This window comes from Chryseobacterium phocaeense (genome assembly GCF_900169075.1).
Taxonomy (GTDB): Bacteria; Bacteroidota; Bacteroidia; order Flavobacteriales; family Weeksellaceae; genus Chryseobacterium; species Chryseobacterium phocaeense.
In genome coordinates, this window is the sequence record NZ_LT827015.1 from 768,790 (window position 1) to 783,627 (window position 14,838).

At 39.8% G+C, this 14,838-nt stretch carries 12 protein-coding genes; 3 read left to right on the top strand and 9 right to left on the bottom strand.

Annotation, left to right across the window (positions count from 1 at the left end):
* Positions 1 to 96 precede the first annotated feature (96 nt).
* The gene (locus B7E04_RS10225) at positions 97 to 813 is read right to left on the bottom strand and encodes a ZIP family metal transporter (RefSeq protein ID WP_185117075.1); all 717 of its coding nucleotides are present in this window, start codon (positions 811 to 813) and stop codon (positions 97 to 99) included.
* Complete coding sequence (locus tag B7E04_RS10230; RefSeq protein WP_080778555.1) at positions 810 to 1,538, bottom strand: class I SAM-dependent DNA methyltransferase; 729 nt, start codon at positions 1,536 to 1,538, stop codon at positions 810 to 812. Before B7E04_RS10230 ends, B7E04_RS10225 begins: the two co-directional genes overlap by 4 nt.
* A gap of 136 nt (positions 1,539 to 1,674) precedes the next feature.
* On the opposite strand from B7E04_RS10230, the gene B7E04_RS10235 reads away from it, so the two are divergent.
* Entirely contained in the window at positions 1,675 to 2,838 is a 1,164-nt protein-coding gene (locus B7E04_RS10235) for a THUMP domain-containing class I SAM-dependent RNA methyltransferase (RefSeq protein WP_080778556.1), read from the top strand.
* A 106-nt stretch (positions 2,839 to 2,944) separates the two neighbouring features.
* Here B7E04_RS10235 and B7E04_RS10240 read toward each other — a convergent pair whose 3' ends face one another.
* The 3 genes from B7E04_RS10240 to B7E04_RS10250 all read right to left on the bottom strand — a co-directional run bounded on the left by B7E04_RS10240 (position 2,945) and on the right by B7E04_RS10250 (position 5,896).
* Positions 2,945 to 3,868 carry a hypothetical protein gene (locus B7E04_RS10240; RefSeq protein ID WP_080778557.1) on the bottom strand — a complete coding sequence of 308 codons (924 nt, stop codon included), beginning with the start codon at positions 3,866 to 3,868 and terminating at the stop codon, positions 2,945 to 2,947.
* A gap of 169 nt (positions 3,869 to 4,037) precedes the next feature.
* Entirely contained in the window at positions 4,038 to 4,844 is an 807-nt protein-coding gene (locus B7E04_RS10245; RefSeq protein WP_080778558.1) for a helix-turn-helix domain-containing protein, read from the bottom strand.
* Between the two features lie 38 nt (positions 4,845 to 4,882).
* Positions 4,883 to 5,896: an SDR family NAD(P)-dependent oxidoreductase gene (locus tag B7E04_RS10250; protein WP_080778559.1), complete on the bottom strand. Its 1,014-nt coding sequence runs from the start codon at positions 5,894 to 5,896 to the stop codon at positions 4,883 to 4,885.
* 200 nt (positions 5,897 to 6,096) lie between these two features.
* Here B7E04_RS10250 and B7E04_RS10255 point away from each other — a divergent pair, with 200 nt between their 5' ends.
* Positions 6,097 to 7,101, top strand: coding sequence for a glycosyltransferase family 2 protein (locus tag B7E04_RS10255; protein WP_080778560.1), 1,005 nt, complete (start codon positions 6,097 to 6,099; stop codon positions 7,099 to 7,101).
* 334 nt (positions 7,102 to 7,435) lie between these two features.
* On the opposite strand, the gene B7E04_RS10260 is transcribed toward B7E04_RS10255, so the two are convergent.
* A complete protein-coding gene (locus B7E04_RS10260; protein WP_080778561.1) occupies positions 7,436 to 8,662 on the bottom strand; it encodes an aminotransferase class I/II-fold pyridoxal phosphate-dependent enzyme in 1,227 nt (408 codons plus the stop codon).
* A 158-nt stretch (positions 8,663 to 8,820) separates the two neighbouring features.
* On the opposite strand from B7E04_RS10260, the gene B7E04_RS10265 reads away from it, so the two are divergent.
* Complete coding sequence (locus B7E04_RS10265) at positions 8,821 to 9,279, top strand: Lrp/AsnC family transcriptional regulator (RefSeq protein WP_080778562.1); 459 nt, start codon at positions 8,821 to 8,823, stop codon at positions 9,277 to 9,279.
* A 1-nt stretch (position 9,280) separates the two neighbouring features.
* Here the strand turns inward: B7E04_RS10265 and B7E04_RS10270 are convergent, their stop codons facing one another.
* The 3 genes from B7E04_RS10270 to B7E04_RS10280 form a co-directional block, all read right to left on the bottom strand.
* Positions 9,281 to 10,306 carry a bestrophin family protein gene (locus B7E04_RS10270; RefSeq protein WP_080778563.1) on the bottom strand — a complete coding sequence of 342 codons (1,026 nt, stop codon included), beginning with the start codon at positions 10,304 to 10,306 and terminating at the stop codon, positions 9,281 to 9,283.
* Between the two features lie 126 nt (positions 10,307 to 10,432).
* Complete coding sequence (locus B7E04_RS10275; RefSeq protein WP_080778564.1) at positions 10,433 to 12,505, bottom strand: alpha-ketoacid dehydrogenase subunit alpha/beta; 2,073 nt, start codon at positions 12,503 to 12,505, stop codon at positions 10,433 to 10,435.
* A gap of 75 nt (positions 12,506 to 12,580) precedes the next feature.
* Positions 12,581 to 14,710, bottom strand: coding sequence for a S8 family peptidase (locus B7E04_RS10280; protein WP_080778565.1), 2,130 nt, complete (start codon positions 14,708 to 14,710; stop codon positions 12,581 to 12,583).
* Between the last annotated feature and the right edge of the window lie 128 nt (positions 14,711 to 14,838).

Genomic DNA, 14,838 nt, shown 5'->3' on the forward strand with positions numbered 1-14,838 from the left:
ACAAGCTATTGTAAAATCTGCATCATCAGCTCAATCTGCGAGAATCCATGGAATCCGGGATCACAGGCTTAGGATATAGAATAGATTTATAATAATTTAATGCGCAGGATGGGCATGGAAAAGATGCATAACCAAGGCTAAAGAAACCCCAAGAATCACAAGCCCTATCTTTACCCAGTCGATATTATGATTTTTATTGCTCTCAAAAATGATTACAGATGAAATATGCAAAAATATTCCTCCTACAATAGCCAGGAAATAAGGCTGAAGGTCCGGATCGAAATAATTTCCAAGCAGCATTCCCATGGGGGAAGCCAGGGAAAATAATGCCACAATCAGAAGTGAAGGGTAGGGTGACGTTTTAGACTCTTTCTTTCTATTGAATAAAAATGCCCCCAGGATAAACGAAATCGGGAGATTATGAAATACAATTCCGAGAAGATAGGGTGAAAACTGCTGCTTTTCATTGGCCAAAGGAATTCCTTCTATAAAAGCATGGATGAACAGACCTACCATCAGTGCTACAGGAAGAATATTATGTTCGCTGTGATGATGGAAATGCCCATGTTCAAAACCTTTGGTCAGAGCTTCCAGAATCATCTGCAACAGAACACCGGCAATCACAAAAATTCCCAGACTGCTTCCTGCCTGTGAGGTATACACCTGCGGGAAAACTTCATTCAGACAAATAGTGATCAGGAATCCGGCACTCAGCACCAGAAGATTTTTGGCCAGCTTTTCTTTTTTCCCGAAATGCTTACCGAGGAAAACTCCGGTTACCACGCTTAAAATCAGTAAAATGACCGTTATCATGCCTTTTTCTTAAATAAATTGATGCAACGCGGCGAAACTTCACGGTCAAATTCATTCAGCTGATAATCGCCCCAGATTTTCACTCTTTCAAAGCCACATTCCGTAGCATACGAATGAATAGCTTCCAGTGTATGAAGTTTTACTTTTTCAAAGAAGTGGAAAGACTTTCCGTCTGCTTCAAAACGGATATCTTTGATGATGTGTCTGCCTTCGATCTTTTTCAGGATCTTAAAATCAATATCACCACGCGTGATCGTTGTTTCAGGAACCATTTTTTTTCTGACGTATTCTTCGTTCAGGTAATCAAGGACAAAATATCCGCCCGGTTTTAAAACATTGTATACGGATTGAAATACCTTTTTATCATCCGTTTCATTATCAAAATACCCGAAGCTGGTGAATAAATTGAATACAGCGTCCATTGGATCTGCATCAATAGGGTTCCGCATATCATGAACGTTGAAAAGAAGCGTTTGGGTTTCAAACTGTTTATCGAATTCAATACTCTGTCTGGAAAGGTCCAGTCCCAATACATCATACCCTAATTTGTTCAGGAAAACAGAATGCCTTCCTTTTCCGCACGCCAGATCAATAATCTTGGATGACTGAGGTAACTGAAGCTCTTCAGTAAGCTTTGTAATGAAATTTTCGGCTTCCGTATAGTCTCTGTTACTGTACAAAAGATGATAATAAGGTGTATCAAACCAAGATTCAAACCATTCCATAATGCAAAAATAACTAAATTTGTGCCGTTAAAAGCAAAGTATTTTAGAGATTCTGGTATTGAAAAATTCAATAACTGCCCAAGGGAAAGCATTAATCTCTTAATTTCTAAATCTTTAAATCTTTTAATTATAATTTATGAACACAGAAAATCTAAAGATTCAGATAAAGACATTCTTTGGGCTGGAGCAGATTCTTGCCGAAGAAATCAAAAAACTAGGCGGAAAAAACGTTGAAATTAAAAACCGGGCGGTCAATTGTGAAGGCGACCTTGGTTTTCTTTATAAAATCAATTACTCTGCAAGAACCGCATTGAAAATCCTGGTTCCTGTTTTTGAATTCAAAGCATTTAATCAGCATCAGTTTTACAATAAACTTTCTGCCATTGCATGGGAAGAATATATGGATGTAGACCAGTCTTTTGCAATTGATTCTACTGTTAATTCAGAAACATTCAAGCATTCACAATTCGTGACTTTGAAAATGAAAGACGCTATTGTGGATTATTTTCAGGATAAATTTAAAAAACGCCCGAATGTAGAAACCAGGAATCCCGATATCAAATTTCACCTGCACATTGACAGGGAGTTGGTAACGGTCTCTTTGGATTCTTCCGGAGATCCGCTATTTAAAAGAGGATACAGAAAAGAACAGGGTGAGGCGCCTATTAATGAAGTGCTGGCAAGCGGTATGCTGCAGCTGGCAGGTTGGGACGGAAAAGGAAACTTCCTGGACCCGATGTGCGGTTCCGGAACTCTTCTTGTGGAAGCTGCCATGATTGCTATGGATCTTCCGGCGCAGACGTTCAGACGAGGATTTGCTTTTCAGAACTGGAACAATTATGATGGAGAGCTTTTCGCAAAAATCAGAGAAGTAAGAATAAACAGGGTAAAAGAATTTACAGGAAAGATCATCGGTTATGACATTGATGCCAGAATGCTGAATGCAGCGAGAGCCAATATCGAAGCGGCTGAAATGGAAGATGTGATTGAAGTGAGAAAACAAAACTTCTTCGACTCCAAAAAAGAACTTTTCCCGCTGCTGATGGTTTTCAACCCGCCGTATGACGAGCGAATTTCCATCAATGATGAAGATTTCTACAAGAAAATAGGGGATACGTTCAAAACAAGCTATCCCAATACTTTGGCGTGGCTGATCTCTTCTGACCTGGAAGCAGTAAAGAAAATAGGTCTTCGGCCTTCAAGAAAAATCAAACTTTTCAACGGAAAGCTGGAAACAAGATTTTTACAGTATGAAATGTACGAGGGCACAAAAAAAGTGCATAAAATTGAAAAAGACTAAAAAATTAAATAAACTCAAAATAACAAACCTTCCCAATGCGGAAGGTTTTTGCTTTATTCGGTAAAAATTTCTGTATTACAATCTCGTGTTAATGGAGATATCAAGATTATAAAGTAGTTTTCGTAAACATCTGTACAGACATATATCCTCTTCCCCAGTTGAAGTTCGGATCGGTAGTGGACCACATATTGAATCTTATCGTTGAAGTATCTGCAGTAGGCTCTACATAGCCATTTAAAGTGTAAGTTACATTCACTGATGAAGCTGTATTATTGATCACTGTGTCCCCAACAGTAGCATTTACAGAAGCCATTCTTGAGCTTGCACTGGATGAAACTGCAGGAACGGTATATTTTCTGGAACCTGCCGGAAGTTCCGTTCCGTTCTTTAAAAATCTGACTCCGAAATAGCCTCCGAAGTTCGTAGATACGCTTGTGGTACCCATCGGAACGCTATAGGTTGTGACCAGTTTTGCCTGGGTAAATGCAGGAATCGTGACGGTTACAGTTAATCCCAGGTTGATATTGTTTACCGCAGTAGTGGCGGTTACAACCTGATCAACGGGTGCTGTTGCCGTAACATCAAAAACATTATCAAGTTTCCATGCTGTTTTATCCCTCTGTTGATAGGTGATCCACTTCGGAGCTGAGGGAGTACCATAATTGGTATAAAATCCTTCCTCCATATTGGCGTTAACATTTGTGTTGTAAACAATAAGCCCTTTAGCCGGAGACGGGATGGTAGTTCCGTCAGTTGGAGCGGTTAAATTTACGCGGGGAATCAGCATTCCTTTGTCAGTGGCATTGATTTGAAATTTAGCTGATGGATCCATAGTAATTGTTCCCAGAGCAGCAGAACCTGTAGCCGTTACTAAAAAATCATTAGCGGTTTGGGTTGCAGTAGGAGAAGCTGAGTTGTCCTTATTTCCGTCTACATGGAATGCACCGCTTGGCGTGTTTGTTCCAATTCCAACTTGTGCTTGAAAGAAAATACTTAGGACTAAAGAAATAACTGATAAATGAATTTTCATAAATTGTGATTTTGATTAAAATGATCTTTTAAACCCAATGTATATTGGTTAGCTTTTAATCAAAAGTACTAAAATTTATTAAATGATAAGTGTTTATATAATGTTTTTCCCTATCATTTAACTTTTATGAGAAATGTAATCACCGGTTTTCAGGGGTTCTTTTGTTAAATCAACTTAAAGCGGACGGTACGAGCCCATATTGTTTTTTGAAAGCATACGAGAAGTGCGAAAGATCCTCAAAACCGACCTCCAGAAATACATCCGAAGGCCGTTTATGTTTTTCTTTTAAATGATAATATGCCAGCTCAAGGCGTTTTTGGGTAAGCCAACGCTGGGGTGTCGTCTGAAAAATTTTCCTGAAATCCCTGTTAAAGGTAGACAGGCTCCTTCCGGTGAGATATCCAAAGCGTTCCAGAGACATATTAAACATATAATTCTTTTCCATGAAGTTAACCAGATCAATCTTTCCAGGCTCTTCGAAATCCGCCAGTATTCCATCTATATCCTTATCGATTTCCCTGATAATACTAATGGCCTCTGTAATTTTTATAGCAGCAATATGTTCCGGAAACGGTCCTTTCATCTCAAAGTAAGGAATCAGTGAAGCCAGACAGCTTTTCAACAGAGGATGCTCCTGAAAACTGTAGATTTTAGATTCCCGGTAGGTATTTTTATATTCAGTACCGGCAGCGGCATAAAACTGTTTCAGGCGTTCCGTGGTAAGATGCATCACTACAGCCTTATGCGGAAGCCCGTCTTTCGGATAATTGATAATCGTTGCGAGATGATTTCTCGGGATCAGGAAAATATCCCCTGCTTTAAACAGATAGGTTTTATCTGCCTGGATAATTTTAGTTTCACCGGAGATAAACCACACAAGCATATGGAATTCAAAAACGGTTTCCGTCTTGAAAAGTTTATCATCATAGGTTGAAAGCTTGATATCCGGGGTGATATACTGTATCTGGAAATCCATGGGCTGCAGTTTATAATGCAAATGTATTCAAAAAGAGATTATTCCGTATCGAATGTAAAACCTAGCATCTTCTCACTCAGTTTCCATAACTTTTCTGCGTTGTCTTTATCTATAGAATAAGGCTGTACACCGCGGATGGTAGCCGGATCATCAAACCTGTGTTCTATCTGGCGGAGATCTGTTTCCGCAACATCACAGTTTTCACAATACACGCCACCGATATCCCGGAGAGCAGGGCTCGTTGCACACCATACCGTAGTTGCCGCACCTTGTGGTATGGTTTTTAAACGGGCTTCAACTTCCGGTTTGATATTTCCGTTTTCGTCATGAGTACCCATTTGAATATAAAGATCGATGGGCTCTTCTCTGCCAAGATCCGTTCCGTAAACAGATCCGGGATGCAGGGAATAAGCCCTGATATTAAACCTTTTCCCTCTTTCATCCAGTGCTGTGGAAAATAAATTACATGCCGTCTTCGATTGTCCATAGCCCAGTAGCGTCTGATATTCTCTTCTTTCAAAATTGGGATCTTCAAAATCAAACGGAGCCATCTGATGACCGTAAGAGGAAACACTGATCACGCGGGCTGTGTTTGCTTTTTTCAGTGCAGGCCAGAGTTTTGCTGTCAGATGAAACTGTCCGAGATAGTTCGTGGCCAGCTGGGATTCAATACCTCTGGAGTCTCTGCGGAGGGGAACCCACATAATTCCGGCATTATTAATCAGGAGATCAAGTTTTCTGCCGGATGCGAGGAATCTTTCGCAAAAAGAATCGATAGATTCAGGATCCATCAGGTCCATTCTTTCAAATTCAATATTTTCAATACCTGTAAGATTCTGTTTTGCCTTTTCAAGATCTCTTGCCGGAACAATAACTTGAGCTCCGGCAGAGACCAGAACTTTTGTGGTTTCAAGACCTATGCCTGCATATCCGCCTGTGATAATCACTGTTTTTCCGGTAAGATCAATTCCTTTAATTACTTCCTGAGCGGTAGATTCTGCATTAAAACCTGATGGAATAGGGTGCTGTAATGATGAGATATTATTTGTCATTTTTATTGGGTTTAAATTCTATAACAAAGGTATAGACGATTCATCATGAAGATTTTGTTTAAAATGTCAGATAATTGTGTTTAAAATGTCACAGGTATTTTTTCTTTAAATAAACGCTGCGGAACGTTAATTTCTTTGAATAAGCTGTTAAACTGTTTGCGGGTTCCTTCACGAATAAGTAATTTTGAAAAATTTTCAATTTGAGACCTACTATTTCCATTGTTGTTGCCATTTTCAACCGAAAAGATGAGCTTTTTGAACTTCTGAATTCACTGACATTTCAGACGGACAAGGCCTTTGAAGTGATTATCGTAGACGATGGCTCTCTGATTGACCTTAAACCTACGATTCAGAATTTTGAAGAAATTTTAGACATCAAATATTTCCGGAAAGACAATTCTGGCCCCGGTCTTACCCGAAATTACGGAGCAAGGAGAGCTCAGAATGAATGGCTGCTTTTTGTAGACAGTGACGTCATTGTAGAAAAAGATTATATTGAAAATATTAAAAAAGATATCGAAAGTATTCCCTGTGATGCTTTCGGAGGGGCAGATAAAGCGCATAAAGGTTTTAATCTGATGCAGAAAGCTATTTCCTATTCCATGACGTCTGTTTTTACAACCGGAGGAATCAGGGGAAGTAAAAAAGCAGTTTCCAGATTCCAGCCGAGGAGTTTCAATATGGGAGTAAAGAAAGAGGTCTTTGAAAAAGTAGGAGGGTTCTCTGAAATGAGGATCGGAGAAGATCCGGACCTGTCTATGACGCTTTGGGAAAACGGTTTCACCACTGCATTTTTTGATGATATCGCTGTCTACCATAAACGCAGGGTAGATTTGGGTAAATTTTCAAAGCAGGTGTATCAGTTCGGTTGTGCAAGGCCTATTCTTAACCAGAGGCATCCCAATTATGTAAAAATATCCTTTGCATTTCCAACGCTTTTCATGCTGGGCTATATTCTTGGTTTTATAGAGTATTTTGTTTTGGGAAGAGGAATTATCCTGGCATTCTACGGATTGTATACATTCCTTGTCTTTTTTCATGCCATGATCGTGACCAAAAACATAAGCATCGCCGGCATGGCAGTGATCTCCACCTATATCCAGATGTTCTCTTACGGATACGGATTCCTGAAATCCTGGATATTGCTGAATGTTTTCAGAATGAAACCTGAAGCCGCATTTCCGAAGCATTTTCATATAAAATAAGTCTGTCTATTACAAATAGAGCGGGATTTTCTTTAACGCAAAGATTAATTCTGATGTATATTTTAAGTTGGCAAAGACTTGATCAATTTTCAATTGATTCGCCGAAGCGTGCGTATGAACATATCACTTCATCAGCGACAAAGTCGCATCTCTTTGCTCACTTAAAATAAAGCAGAATTATTAATAAACCTTTGCGTATAAATAATACTATTTTTAGATCTACATAAGTGTTCTTTAAACCTCAGCTCTTATATACTGATCCAAATAAATATAAATTATTTTTTTTAATAAAAATAAAAGCTGCCGGAAGCCCAGCAGCTTTTGTAACAATAAATTAAGATATGAATATAGTTTCATGGTTGAGAACGCCTGTTTTTACCATGCATTCCCGCATTTTTTCATAGGTTCTGGCGATATCATGATCCAGCCCGATAGAAAATCTGATCAGTCCGTCTGATATGCCCATTGCTTCACGCTCTTTTTCCGGAATCTCTGATGAAGTAGAACTTCCCGAGCATGAAAATAAAGTTTTATAAAATCCTAAACTCACCGCCAGGTAGCCTAAGTTTTCCTGCTGCATCATTTCCATCAGCTCATTGGCTTTATCCGTGGTTCCGGCATCTACCGTCAATAGCCCTCCGAAGCCGTATTCTTCATGCATCATGCTTTTCAGCAGTTCATGGTCTTTGTGTGATTTCAGTCCGGGATAGGAAACTTTCAGCCCGTCCTTTTCAAATCTTTCAGCAAGATATAAGGCATTGTGACTGTGCTGTTTCATTCTGATATGAAGCGTTCTGAGGTTTTTCAGGATGCTTGCCGAGCGAAAGCTGTCCATCGTAGGTCCCAGCAGCATACAGGCTCCGTTATTTACGTTTTTAGTGTCATTAATGAATTCCTGGCTTGCACAGTAAACTCCACCCACGGTATCACTGCTTCCGTTGATGAATTTGGTCAGACTGTGAATAACGATATCTGCTCCCAGTAAGATTGGTGAAACGGAAAGAGGGGAGAAGGTGTTGTCCACAATCAGTTTTAACTGATGCTTTTTACAGATTTCTGAAAGTTTTCTGAGATCAGCCACTTCAAGAAGCGGGTTGCTTACACTTTCGCAGTAGATCACTTTTGTATTGGGGGTTATGGCATTTTCTATGGATTCGAAATTGCTGATGTCTACAAAAGTGGTGTCAATTTTAAAAGGAGGAAGGAAATTTTTAAGAAACGCATACGTTCCGCCGTAAATGGTTCTGCTGGAAATAATATGGTCGCCGCTTTTACAGATCTGCATGAGAACAGAAGTAATGGCACCCATACCGGATGCTGTAACATTGGCTGCTTCTGTGTTTTCCATTTTTGCCAGTGCCTGTGCCAGGTACAGATTCATAGGGGATGAATGTCTTGAATATAAATAGCACCCTTCAGCATTCCCCTCAAAGGTATCAAACATGGTTTTTGCAGAAAGGAACGTATAGGTAGAGCTGTCAGAAATCGAAGGGTTTACTCCCCCGAATTCACCAAAATACTGAAGATCCTGGATCTCGTTGGCGGCATTAAAATTTTCCATAAGCTTTAGGTTGTATTTGTCGGCCTAAATATGCTTAGTTTTCATATTTATTACAAGTGATATTTAAATATGTAGAATATAAATCTATCTTTTTTGTTTAATGTAGAAAATATGTTTGCTATATTTGAATTTGCTAAACTTTAACCAAAAAATAATCTATGAACTTTGATGAAACGGATAAAAAACTGCTGCTGTTGCTTCAGGAAGACTGTAAGCAGACCACCAAAGAACTGTCTTACAAGCTTGGTTTGTCGGTAACGGCGGTTTATGAGCGTATCAAAAAGCTTGAAAACTTAGGAGTGATCTCAAAATATGTAGCCTTGCTGGACCGGCAGAAAATCGACAGGGATTTTATTGTTTTATGCCATGTAAAATTAATACAGCACAAAAAGGAGTATGTCCTGCAGTTTGAAAAAGAGGTAATGAATCTCCACGAAGTGACTGAATGTTTTCATGTGAGCGGAGATTACGATTATATCCTTAAAATAGGAGTAAAAGATATTGCGGACTACCGTAATTTTATGCTGACCAAATTAACGGCGCTTCAGCATATAGCAAGTACCCACAGCTCTTTTATGATCTCTGAAGTGAAAAATACTACGGCTATTGTGCTGTAAATTATACCAGAACTCCGTTTTTAGAAGCAATGAGTTCAGGAAGATCGTCATGCTCGCCTATCATCTGAAGAACATCAATCTCAATGGTTCTGCATATGGAAAGCATCGGGATATCAAACATCATTCCTTCAAACGGGTTTTCAGAATAATCTCCCACAAGCTCCATAACGATATAAATCCATCCGATGATGACGCAGAAAGGAACACTCACCAATATTCCCCAGTTCCCAAGTTTCGCGAATTCATTCACAAGACCTAACGGGAGAAGCATAATGAAGATCACATTAAAAATAAAAGCAGTGCTGGCAAACTGTCTTGGAGAAGGAAATTTTTTAATTCTCTCGGCCTGTCCCTGATAGTCATAGAAAAGGTTTAATGCTTCCTGAAGCTGCATTTGGTTAAAATCTGTAATATCTCCTGCATTTTTGAGGTCATTCACTTCTTTTGCCTGTTTTGAAATCAGATAAGTGGCAAAATTTTTATATTCCGGCTGCAGATCCAGTTCTTTTTCGGAAAGGTATTTATGAAGGAAAATTGGGGTTCTTCCGTAATCCGGAAACCCTGCTTTAATCAGTCGGTGTCTTTTGATATTGATATCCCCGAAATGTCTTTTCTGGGACATATGCTCCCATTCTGTAGGAATCAGCAGCTGTTCACGGAAGGTATACAGCCAGGCAATATGCCGGTAGGCTATTTTCTTTTTCATGGTTTCCGTTTCACTGTTACCATCACCGTTTGTAGTGAATGCATACAGCATAGAAACAAAAGAGCGGCTGGAATTGACAATTCCGCCCCAGATCTTACGGGCTTCCCATAATCTGTCATAGGCCTGGTTATTCTTAAAGCCTACATAAAAGGCTTCTGCCGTACCAATCAGGGCTACAGGTACCCAGGGAATGATCATCCACTTCCATTTGAAAAAATAAAAAAGAGCTGCTACCAGGCTGCACCAAGCGGTAAGCCAGATAATATGCCCGCCGGCGAGATTGAGAACCTGTTTGTAATTAAAATATTTTGTGGTGATCATATTGTTTCATCAAGTTTTGTGTGCATACAAGCAAAAGAAATACCAAAACAGGCATTTCTTTCGTCTAATAAATGTAATAAAAAAACCTCTAAAAAATTAGAGGTTTCAAATATTTAATATGGCTGATTAATTTTTCAGCATTTCTTCAATCTTTTGGCTCAGTTTTTCAGCATTGGGAAGCATTTCTTTTTCCAATACCAGATTGATAGGAACTGCTGGAACATCCAGAGAGCCTATTGTTTCTACAGGAGCATCCAGATATTTGAAACAGTTTTTAGAGATACGGTGTGCAAATGCTTCAGCAAATGAATTGTTCAGCTGCTCTTCTGTGAGAACGATGCATTTTCCATGGGCTTTTACTCTTTCGAAAACAAGTTCTTCATCCAGAGGAATAATAGTTCTCAGATCAATGACTTCCACTCTTCCGGCAAAATTCTTCACCGCTTCTTTTGCCCAGTAAACACCCATTCCATAGGTGACTACCAATAGTGTTCTTCCTTTTTCAGTCTCATTCTGATCTGCTTCAATGATCACTTTTCCTTTTCCGAACGGAAGGATATAATCTTCTGCCGGCTCAATGGTCTTGGCATCTTCAGTTCCCGGAACTTTACTCCAGTATAGACCTTTGTGTTCAAGCATAATCACTGGGTTCGGATCGTAGTAAGCCGCTTTTAATAGGCCTTTGAAATCAGCAGCGTTGCTAGGATAAGCAATCTTGATGCCTTTGATATTGGCTAAAATACTTTCCACACTTCCACTGTGGTAAGGTCCGCCACCGCCGTAAGCACCGATCGGTACGCGGATAATATTGCTTACAGGGAATTTTCCCTGACTTAAATAACTTGATTTTGATATTTCTGTGATCAGCTGGTTGATCCCCGGATAAATATAATCGGCAAACTGCACTTCTACGATCGGTTTTAATCCAACTGCGCTCATTCCCGCAGTAGATCCGATGATATAGGCTTCCTGTATCGCTGTATTGAATACCCTTTTGCTTCCGAATTTTTTCCCTAAAGTAACGGTCTCTCTGAAAACTCCTCCGATTCTTTCTCCTACATCCTGTCCGTAAAGAAGCGCTTCAGGATGCTTCCACATCAGTTCCTGAACGGCATGGATGGCAGCATCTACCATTACAATTTTTTCACCGCCTGCAGGTTCACGCGTTCCTGTTTCCTCAGTAATAGGAGTAGGAGCGAAAACATGCTGCATCACCGTTTCCGGTTTTGGATCTTCTGCATTTTTAGCTCTTTCAAAAGCTTCTTCTGCTTCAAGGCGGGCTTTCTTGGTGATCTGTTTTAAAAGATCTTCATCAATTCCTGATTCAAGAAGCTGTTTTCTTAGAATTTCACCCGGATCTTTAGCTCTGTGTTTTGTTAAATCTTCTTCATCTCTGTAGAATTCTCTTCTCACTCCTGAGGTATGGTGTCCGATAAGAACAGTTTTGGCACAAACGACCAAAGGTTTTCTTTCGGTTCTTACAAAATCTACAGCCTTTTTCATGGCTTCAAAGCTTTCTACGAAGTCCGTTCCGTCTACACGCATTCTGCTGAGCCCCGTAAATCCGGCTACGAAATCATACGCATCACAGGTTCTTGCTTCTTCTTTGGTTACGGAAATTCCCCATTCGTTATCCTGCACCAGGAAGATAATAGGAAGCTGGTGAAGGGCGGCAAACTGCAAAGCTTCACTTACTTCGCCTTCTGTTACCGAGTTGTCTCCAAGACTGCATACTACCACAGGATTATTCTCGAAATGCTGTAAATTAAAATCCTGGATATATTTTATTCCCTGAGCTACCCCTGTTGTAGGAATGGTCTGCATTCCCGTAGCAGAACTTTGGTGGATAATCTTCGGTTTATTTTCGTCACGGCTTGATGGGTGAGAATAATAGGATCTTCCTCCCGAAAACGGATCTTCGGCTTTAGCCAGCAGTTGTAACATCAGTTGATATGGTTCAAAACCTATCCCTAAAAGAATGCTTTCATCACGATAATAAGGTGATACCCAGTCTTCTTTTTTTAATTGATAGGCTGTGGCCAGCTGAATAGCTTCATGCCCTCTTGATGTACTATGAACATATTTACAGATGTTTCTGTTTTCTTCATAGATGTCAGCCATGGCTTTAGCCAGCATCATATGATTGTAGGCTTTAAGCAAAATATCCTGAGAAACTTTTTCGTGAAGTGTATTTTCCATAGGAAGCAAATATACATAAAAAAACAAAATACTAACAAGCGTTAGTATTTTGTGAAGATTGCATTATGTAAAGGGTTATTCCTTAATGACTTTTTTAGAAATAACTTCTTTAGCAGTTCTTATTTCGAGGATGTAAATCCCGTTGGCATAGGCCGAAAGATCTACAGACTCGTCATCATTGGTGATCAGTCTGTTTTGTAATTTTTTACCGGACAGATCATAAACAGTAAAGGTAGATTTTCGCGGCGCTTTCAATATATGAACATTATCTTTCGTAACCGTCGGAACGACTGCAATGTCATTAGAAAATGAGGCTTCCCCGGTTCCTAACACCTGACTATGACCGGTAACAATAACAGAATAATTTTGGGGAGCAGTGGTACCAGCATTATTCCTTAGTGTGCCTTTATGAGAGATTTCAATGCGGTAAGTTCTGCCTGCCACCGGAGCATCAATCAACACCTGTTCTACATTATCTACTGTATTGTCTCCCTTGGTGGCCGGTACCATAGGATTAATGGCATCCAGCTTCCATGGTGTATAGACTGTATTAGTTGTGGTATCAATAATTCTTACATCTATGTCGTTGACTAATTTTGAGACTCTGTTGTTATTTAAATTGGACCACTGGCTGGTGAAGTTGGTAAATTCAGGATCTATCCATGAAACCGTAACTTTCAGAGGTTCACTTCCGGATGCGATAACCGTTTTTTTGTTAGTGGTTGCATTATTAAGGGTTTCGTCATTGAAAATAACTGTGTTGTTTGATTTTCCTACCAAAACTTCAGCACCTTTCTTAGCATTGATAAATCCCCATCCAAAGTGTGGATCCGGACCAATGTTGCCTGCTTCCAGAGCAGTGTGGATGGTCAGGGTTTTTGCAGAGGCGGCATTGAGCTCTGTATTATTGAAGAGCTGTTTGTGTATCTGTGTCCAGAGTCCTATAATTCCCGTCACTACCGGCGCAGAAAATGAAGTCCCGCTAGTTACGGTTATACCACTACTGCCTGTAGTATCTTCAGCTGTATAAGCAGATGCAACTTCTGTTCCTACGGTAGATATATCAGGTTTAATCCCTCCGTCGTCTCTGGGGCCAGCGCTGCTGTAACTGGAACGGATCACGTCTGAAGAGGCAGTGTATCTGGTGCCATTCGTTGTAATTCTATTGGTGGCACCCACAACAATGATATTTTTAGCTAAGGAACCAATCCCGATACAATCATAGCCCAATGCACAGTTATTGGGTGGCGGAGTATCAGTAGAAGCAAACGCTGTGAGGGCTCCTGTAGCATTCCTGTAATATTTGGCAGCTGTATTTCCTGCAGGCCCCATACCAAAGGAATTTCCTGATGATTTTACAATAATATAAGAAGGATTGTTATAAACAATCTGATCATAGTTTTTATCATCTTCATAGTAGCTTCCCTGCGCATCAACATAGCTGTTTGGACTTGCGAATGCTCCATTCCAAACCCAGACAACAGCTCCGTTTATTTCTCCATCATCCCATCCCTGATTGGTTCCATAGGAGTGGTTTGAAATTTTGGGCTGGGCTGTGACTATTTTTTGAAATACTGTACTTGGACTTGTATTTCCCGGTAAAGTTGTTGTGCCGAAGTTGTACGCATCAATCGTGGAATTGGGCGCTATACCTTTAAAATTAACCTGTCTGTTTGTACCATTTGGGAAAGTTACCGTATAGGTAAAGCTGCGGGCTCCTATAAATCCGGCAACCGATGTTGAATGAGCTCCATAATTCATTGTAACGGCTTCCTTATTGCTTATTCTGTTGGGCATATTGTTAAAAAAAGCATGATCGGCAAATACCCTGCCTTTTGAAGCGTCGTGGGAACCGTCAAAAATGGTAAATTTTATTCCTTCACCATTATAGGAGCCAGTGAGCCCATTGACTGTTCCTCCCTGCAGAAAGTCTGCATTGGCATTCATAATCTGGTCCATGTCATGGGGTTTGTTAAAGTAAGGTATTCCACCGGGCAGGAAACCCGCCAGAGTACTTTTTTGGTTTTCAATTTCTTTCAGGATTTCAGGGTTTCTGTTGTTTCCATAACGTTTCGAGATATAAGAGTCAAATTTTTCGGTGTTCTCCTTATGCTGTCTGTCGAACTCTGCTTTCAGGTGTTCATTATTTTGTGCACTTAAAGTTATAATGGCTAAAGTACCGGCCGAGATAAAAATTTTCTTCATATGTTCTGTATTTAAATTTCTGTGTTTTAAATATATAGATAAATCATATTGTATTTTTGTAATGGTCTGTTTATTAGTGATTTGATTTAAATTGTATTTGTTTTTTCTCCAAAAAGATCATTATTTTA

Bases quoted from the DNA above. Each gene is read 5' to 3' on its own strand.
- B7E04_RS10225 (WP_185117075.1), bottom strand. From the start codon at position 813: ATGATAACGGTCATTTTACTGATTTTAAGCGTGGTAACCGGAGTTTTC.
- B7E04_RS10230 (WP_080778555.1), bottom strand. From the start codon at position 1,538: ATGGAATGGTTTGAATCTTGGTTTGATACACCTTATTATCATCTTTTG.
- B7E04_RS10235 (WP_080778556.1), top strand. From the start codon at position 1,675: ATGAACACAGAAAATCTAAAGATTCAGATAAAGACATTCTTTGGGCTG.
- B7E04_RS10240 (WP_080778557.1), bottom strand. From the start codon at position 3,868: ATGAAAATTCATTTATCAGTTATTTCTTTAGTCCTAAGTATTTTCTTT.
- B7E04_RS10245 (WP_080778558.1), bottom strand. From the start codon at position 4,844: ATGGATTTCCAGATACAGTATATCACCCCGGATATCAAGCTTTCAACC.
- B7E04_RS10250 (WP_080778559.1), bottom strand. From the start codon at position 5,896: ATGACAAATAATATCTCATCATTACAGCACCCTATTCCATCAGGTTTT.
- B7E04_RS10260 (WP_080778561.1), bottom strand. From the start codon at position 8,662: ATGGAAAATTTTAATGCCGCCAACGAGATCCAGGATCTTCAGTATTTT.
- B7E04_RS10265 (WP_080778562.1), top strand. From the start codon at position 8,821: ATGAACTTTGATGAAACGGATAAAAAACTGCTGCTGTTGCTTCAGGAA.
- B7E04_RS10270 (WP_080778563.1), bottom strand. From the start codon at position 10,306: ATGATCACCACAAAATATTTTAATTACAAACAGGTTCTCAATCTCGCC.
- B7E04_RS10275 (WP_080778564.1), bottom strand. From the start codon at position 12,505: ATGGAAAATACACTTCACGAAAAAGTTTCTCAGGATATTTTGCTTAAA.
- B7E04_RS10280 (WP_080778565.1), bottom strand. From the start codon at position 14,710: ATGAAGAAAATTTTTATCTCGGCCGGTACTTTAGCCATTATAACTTTA.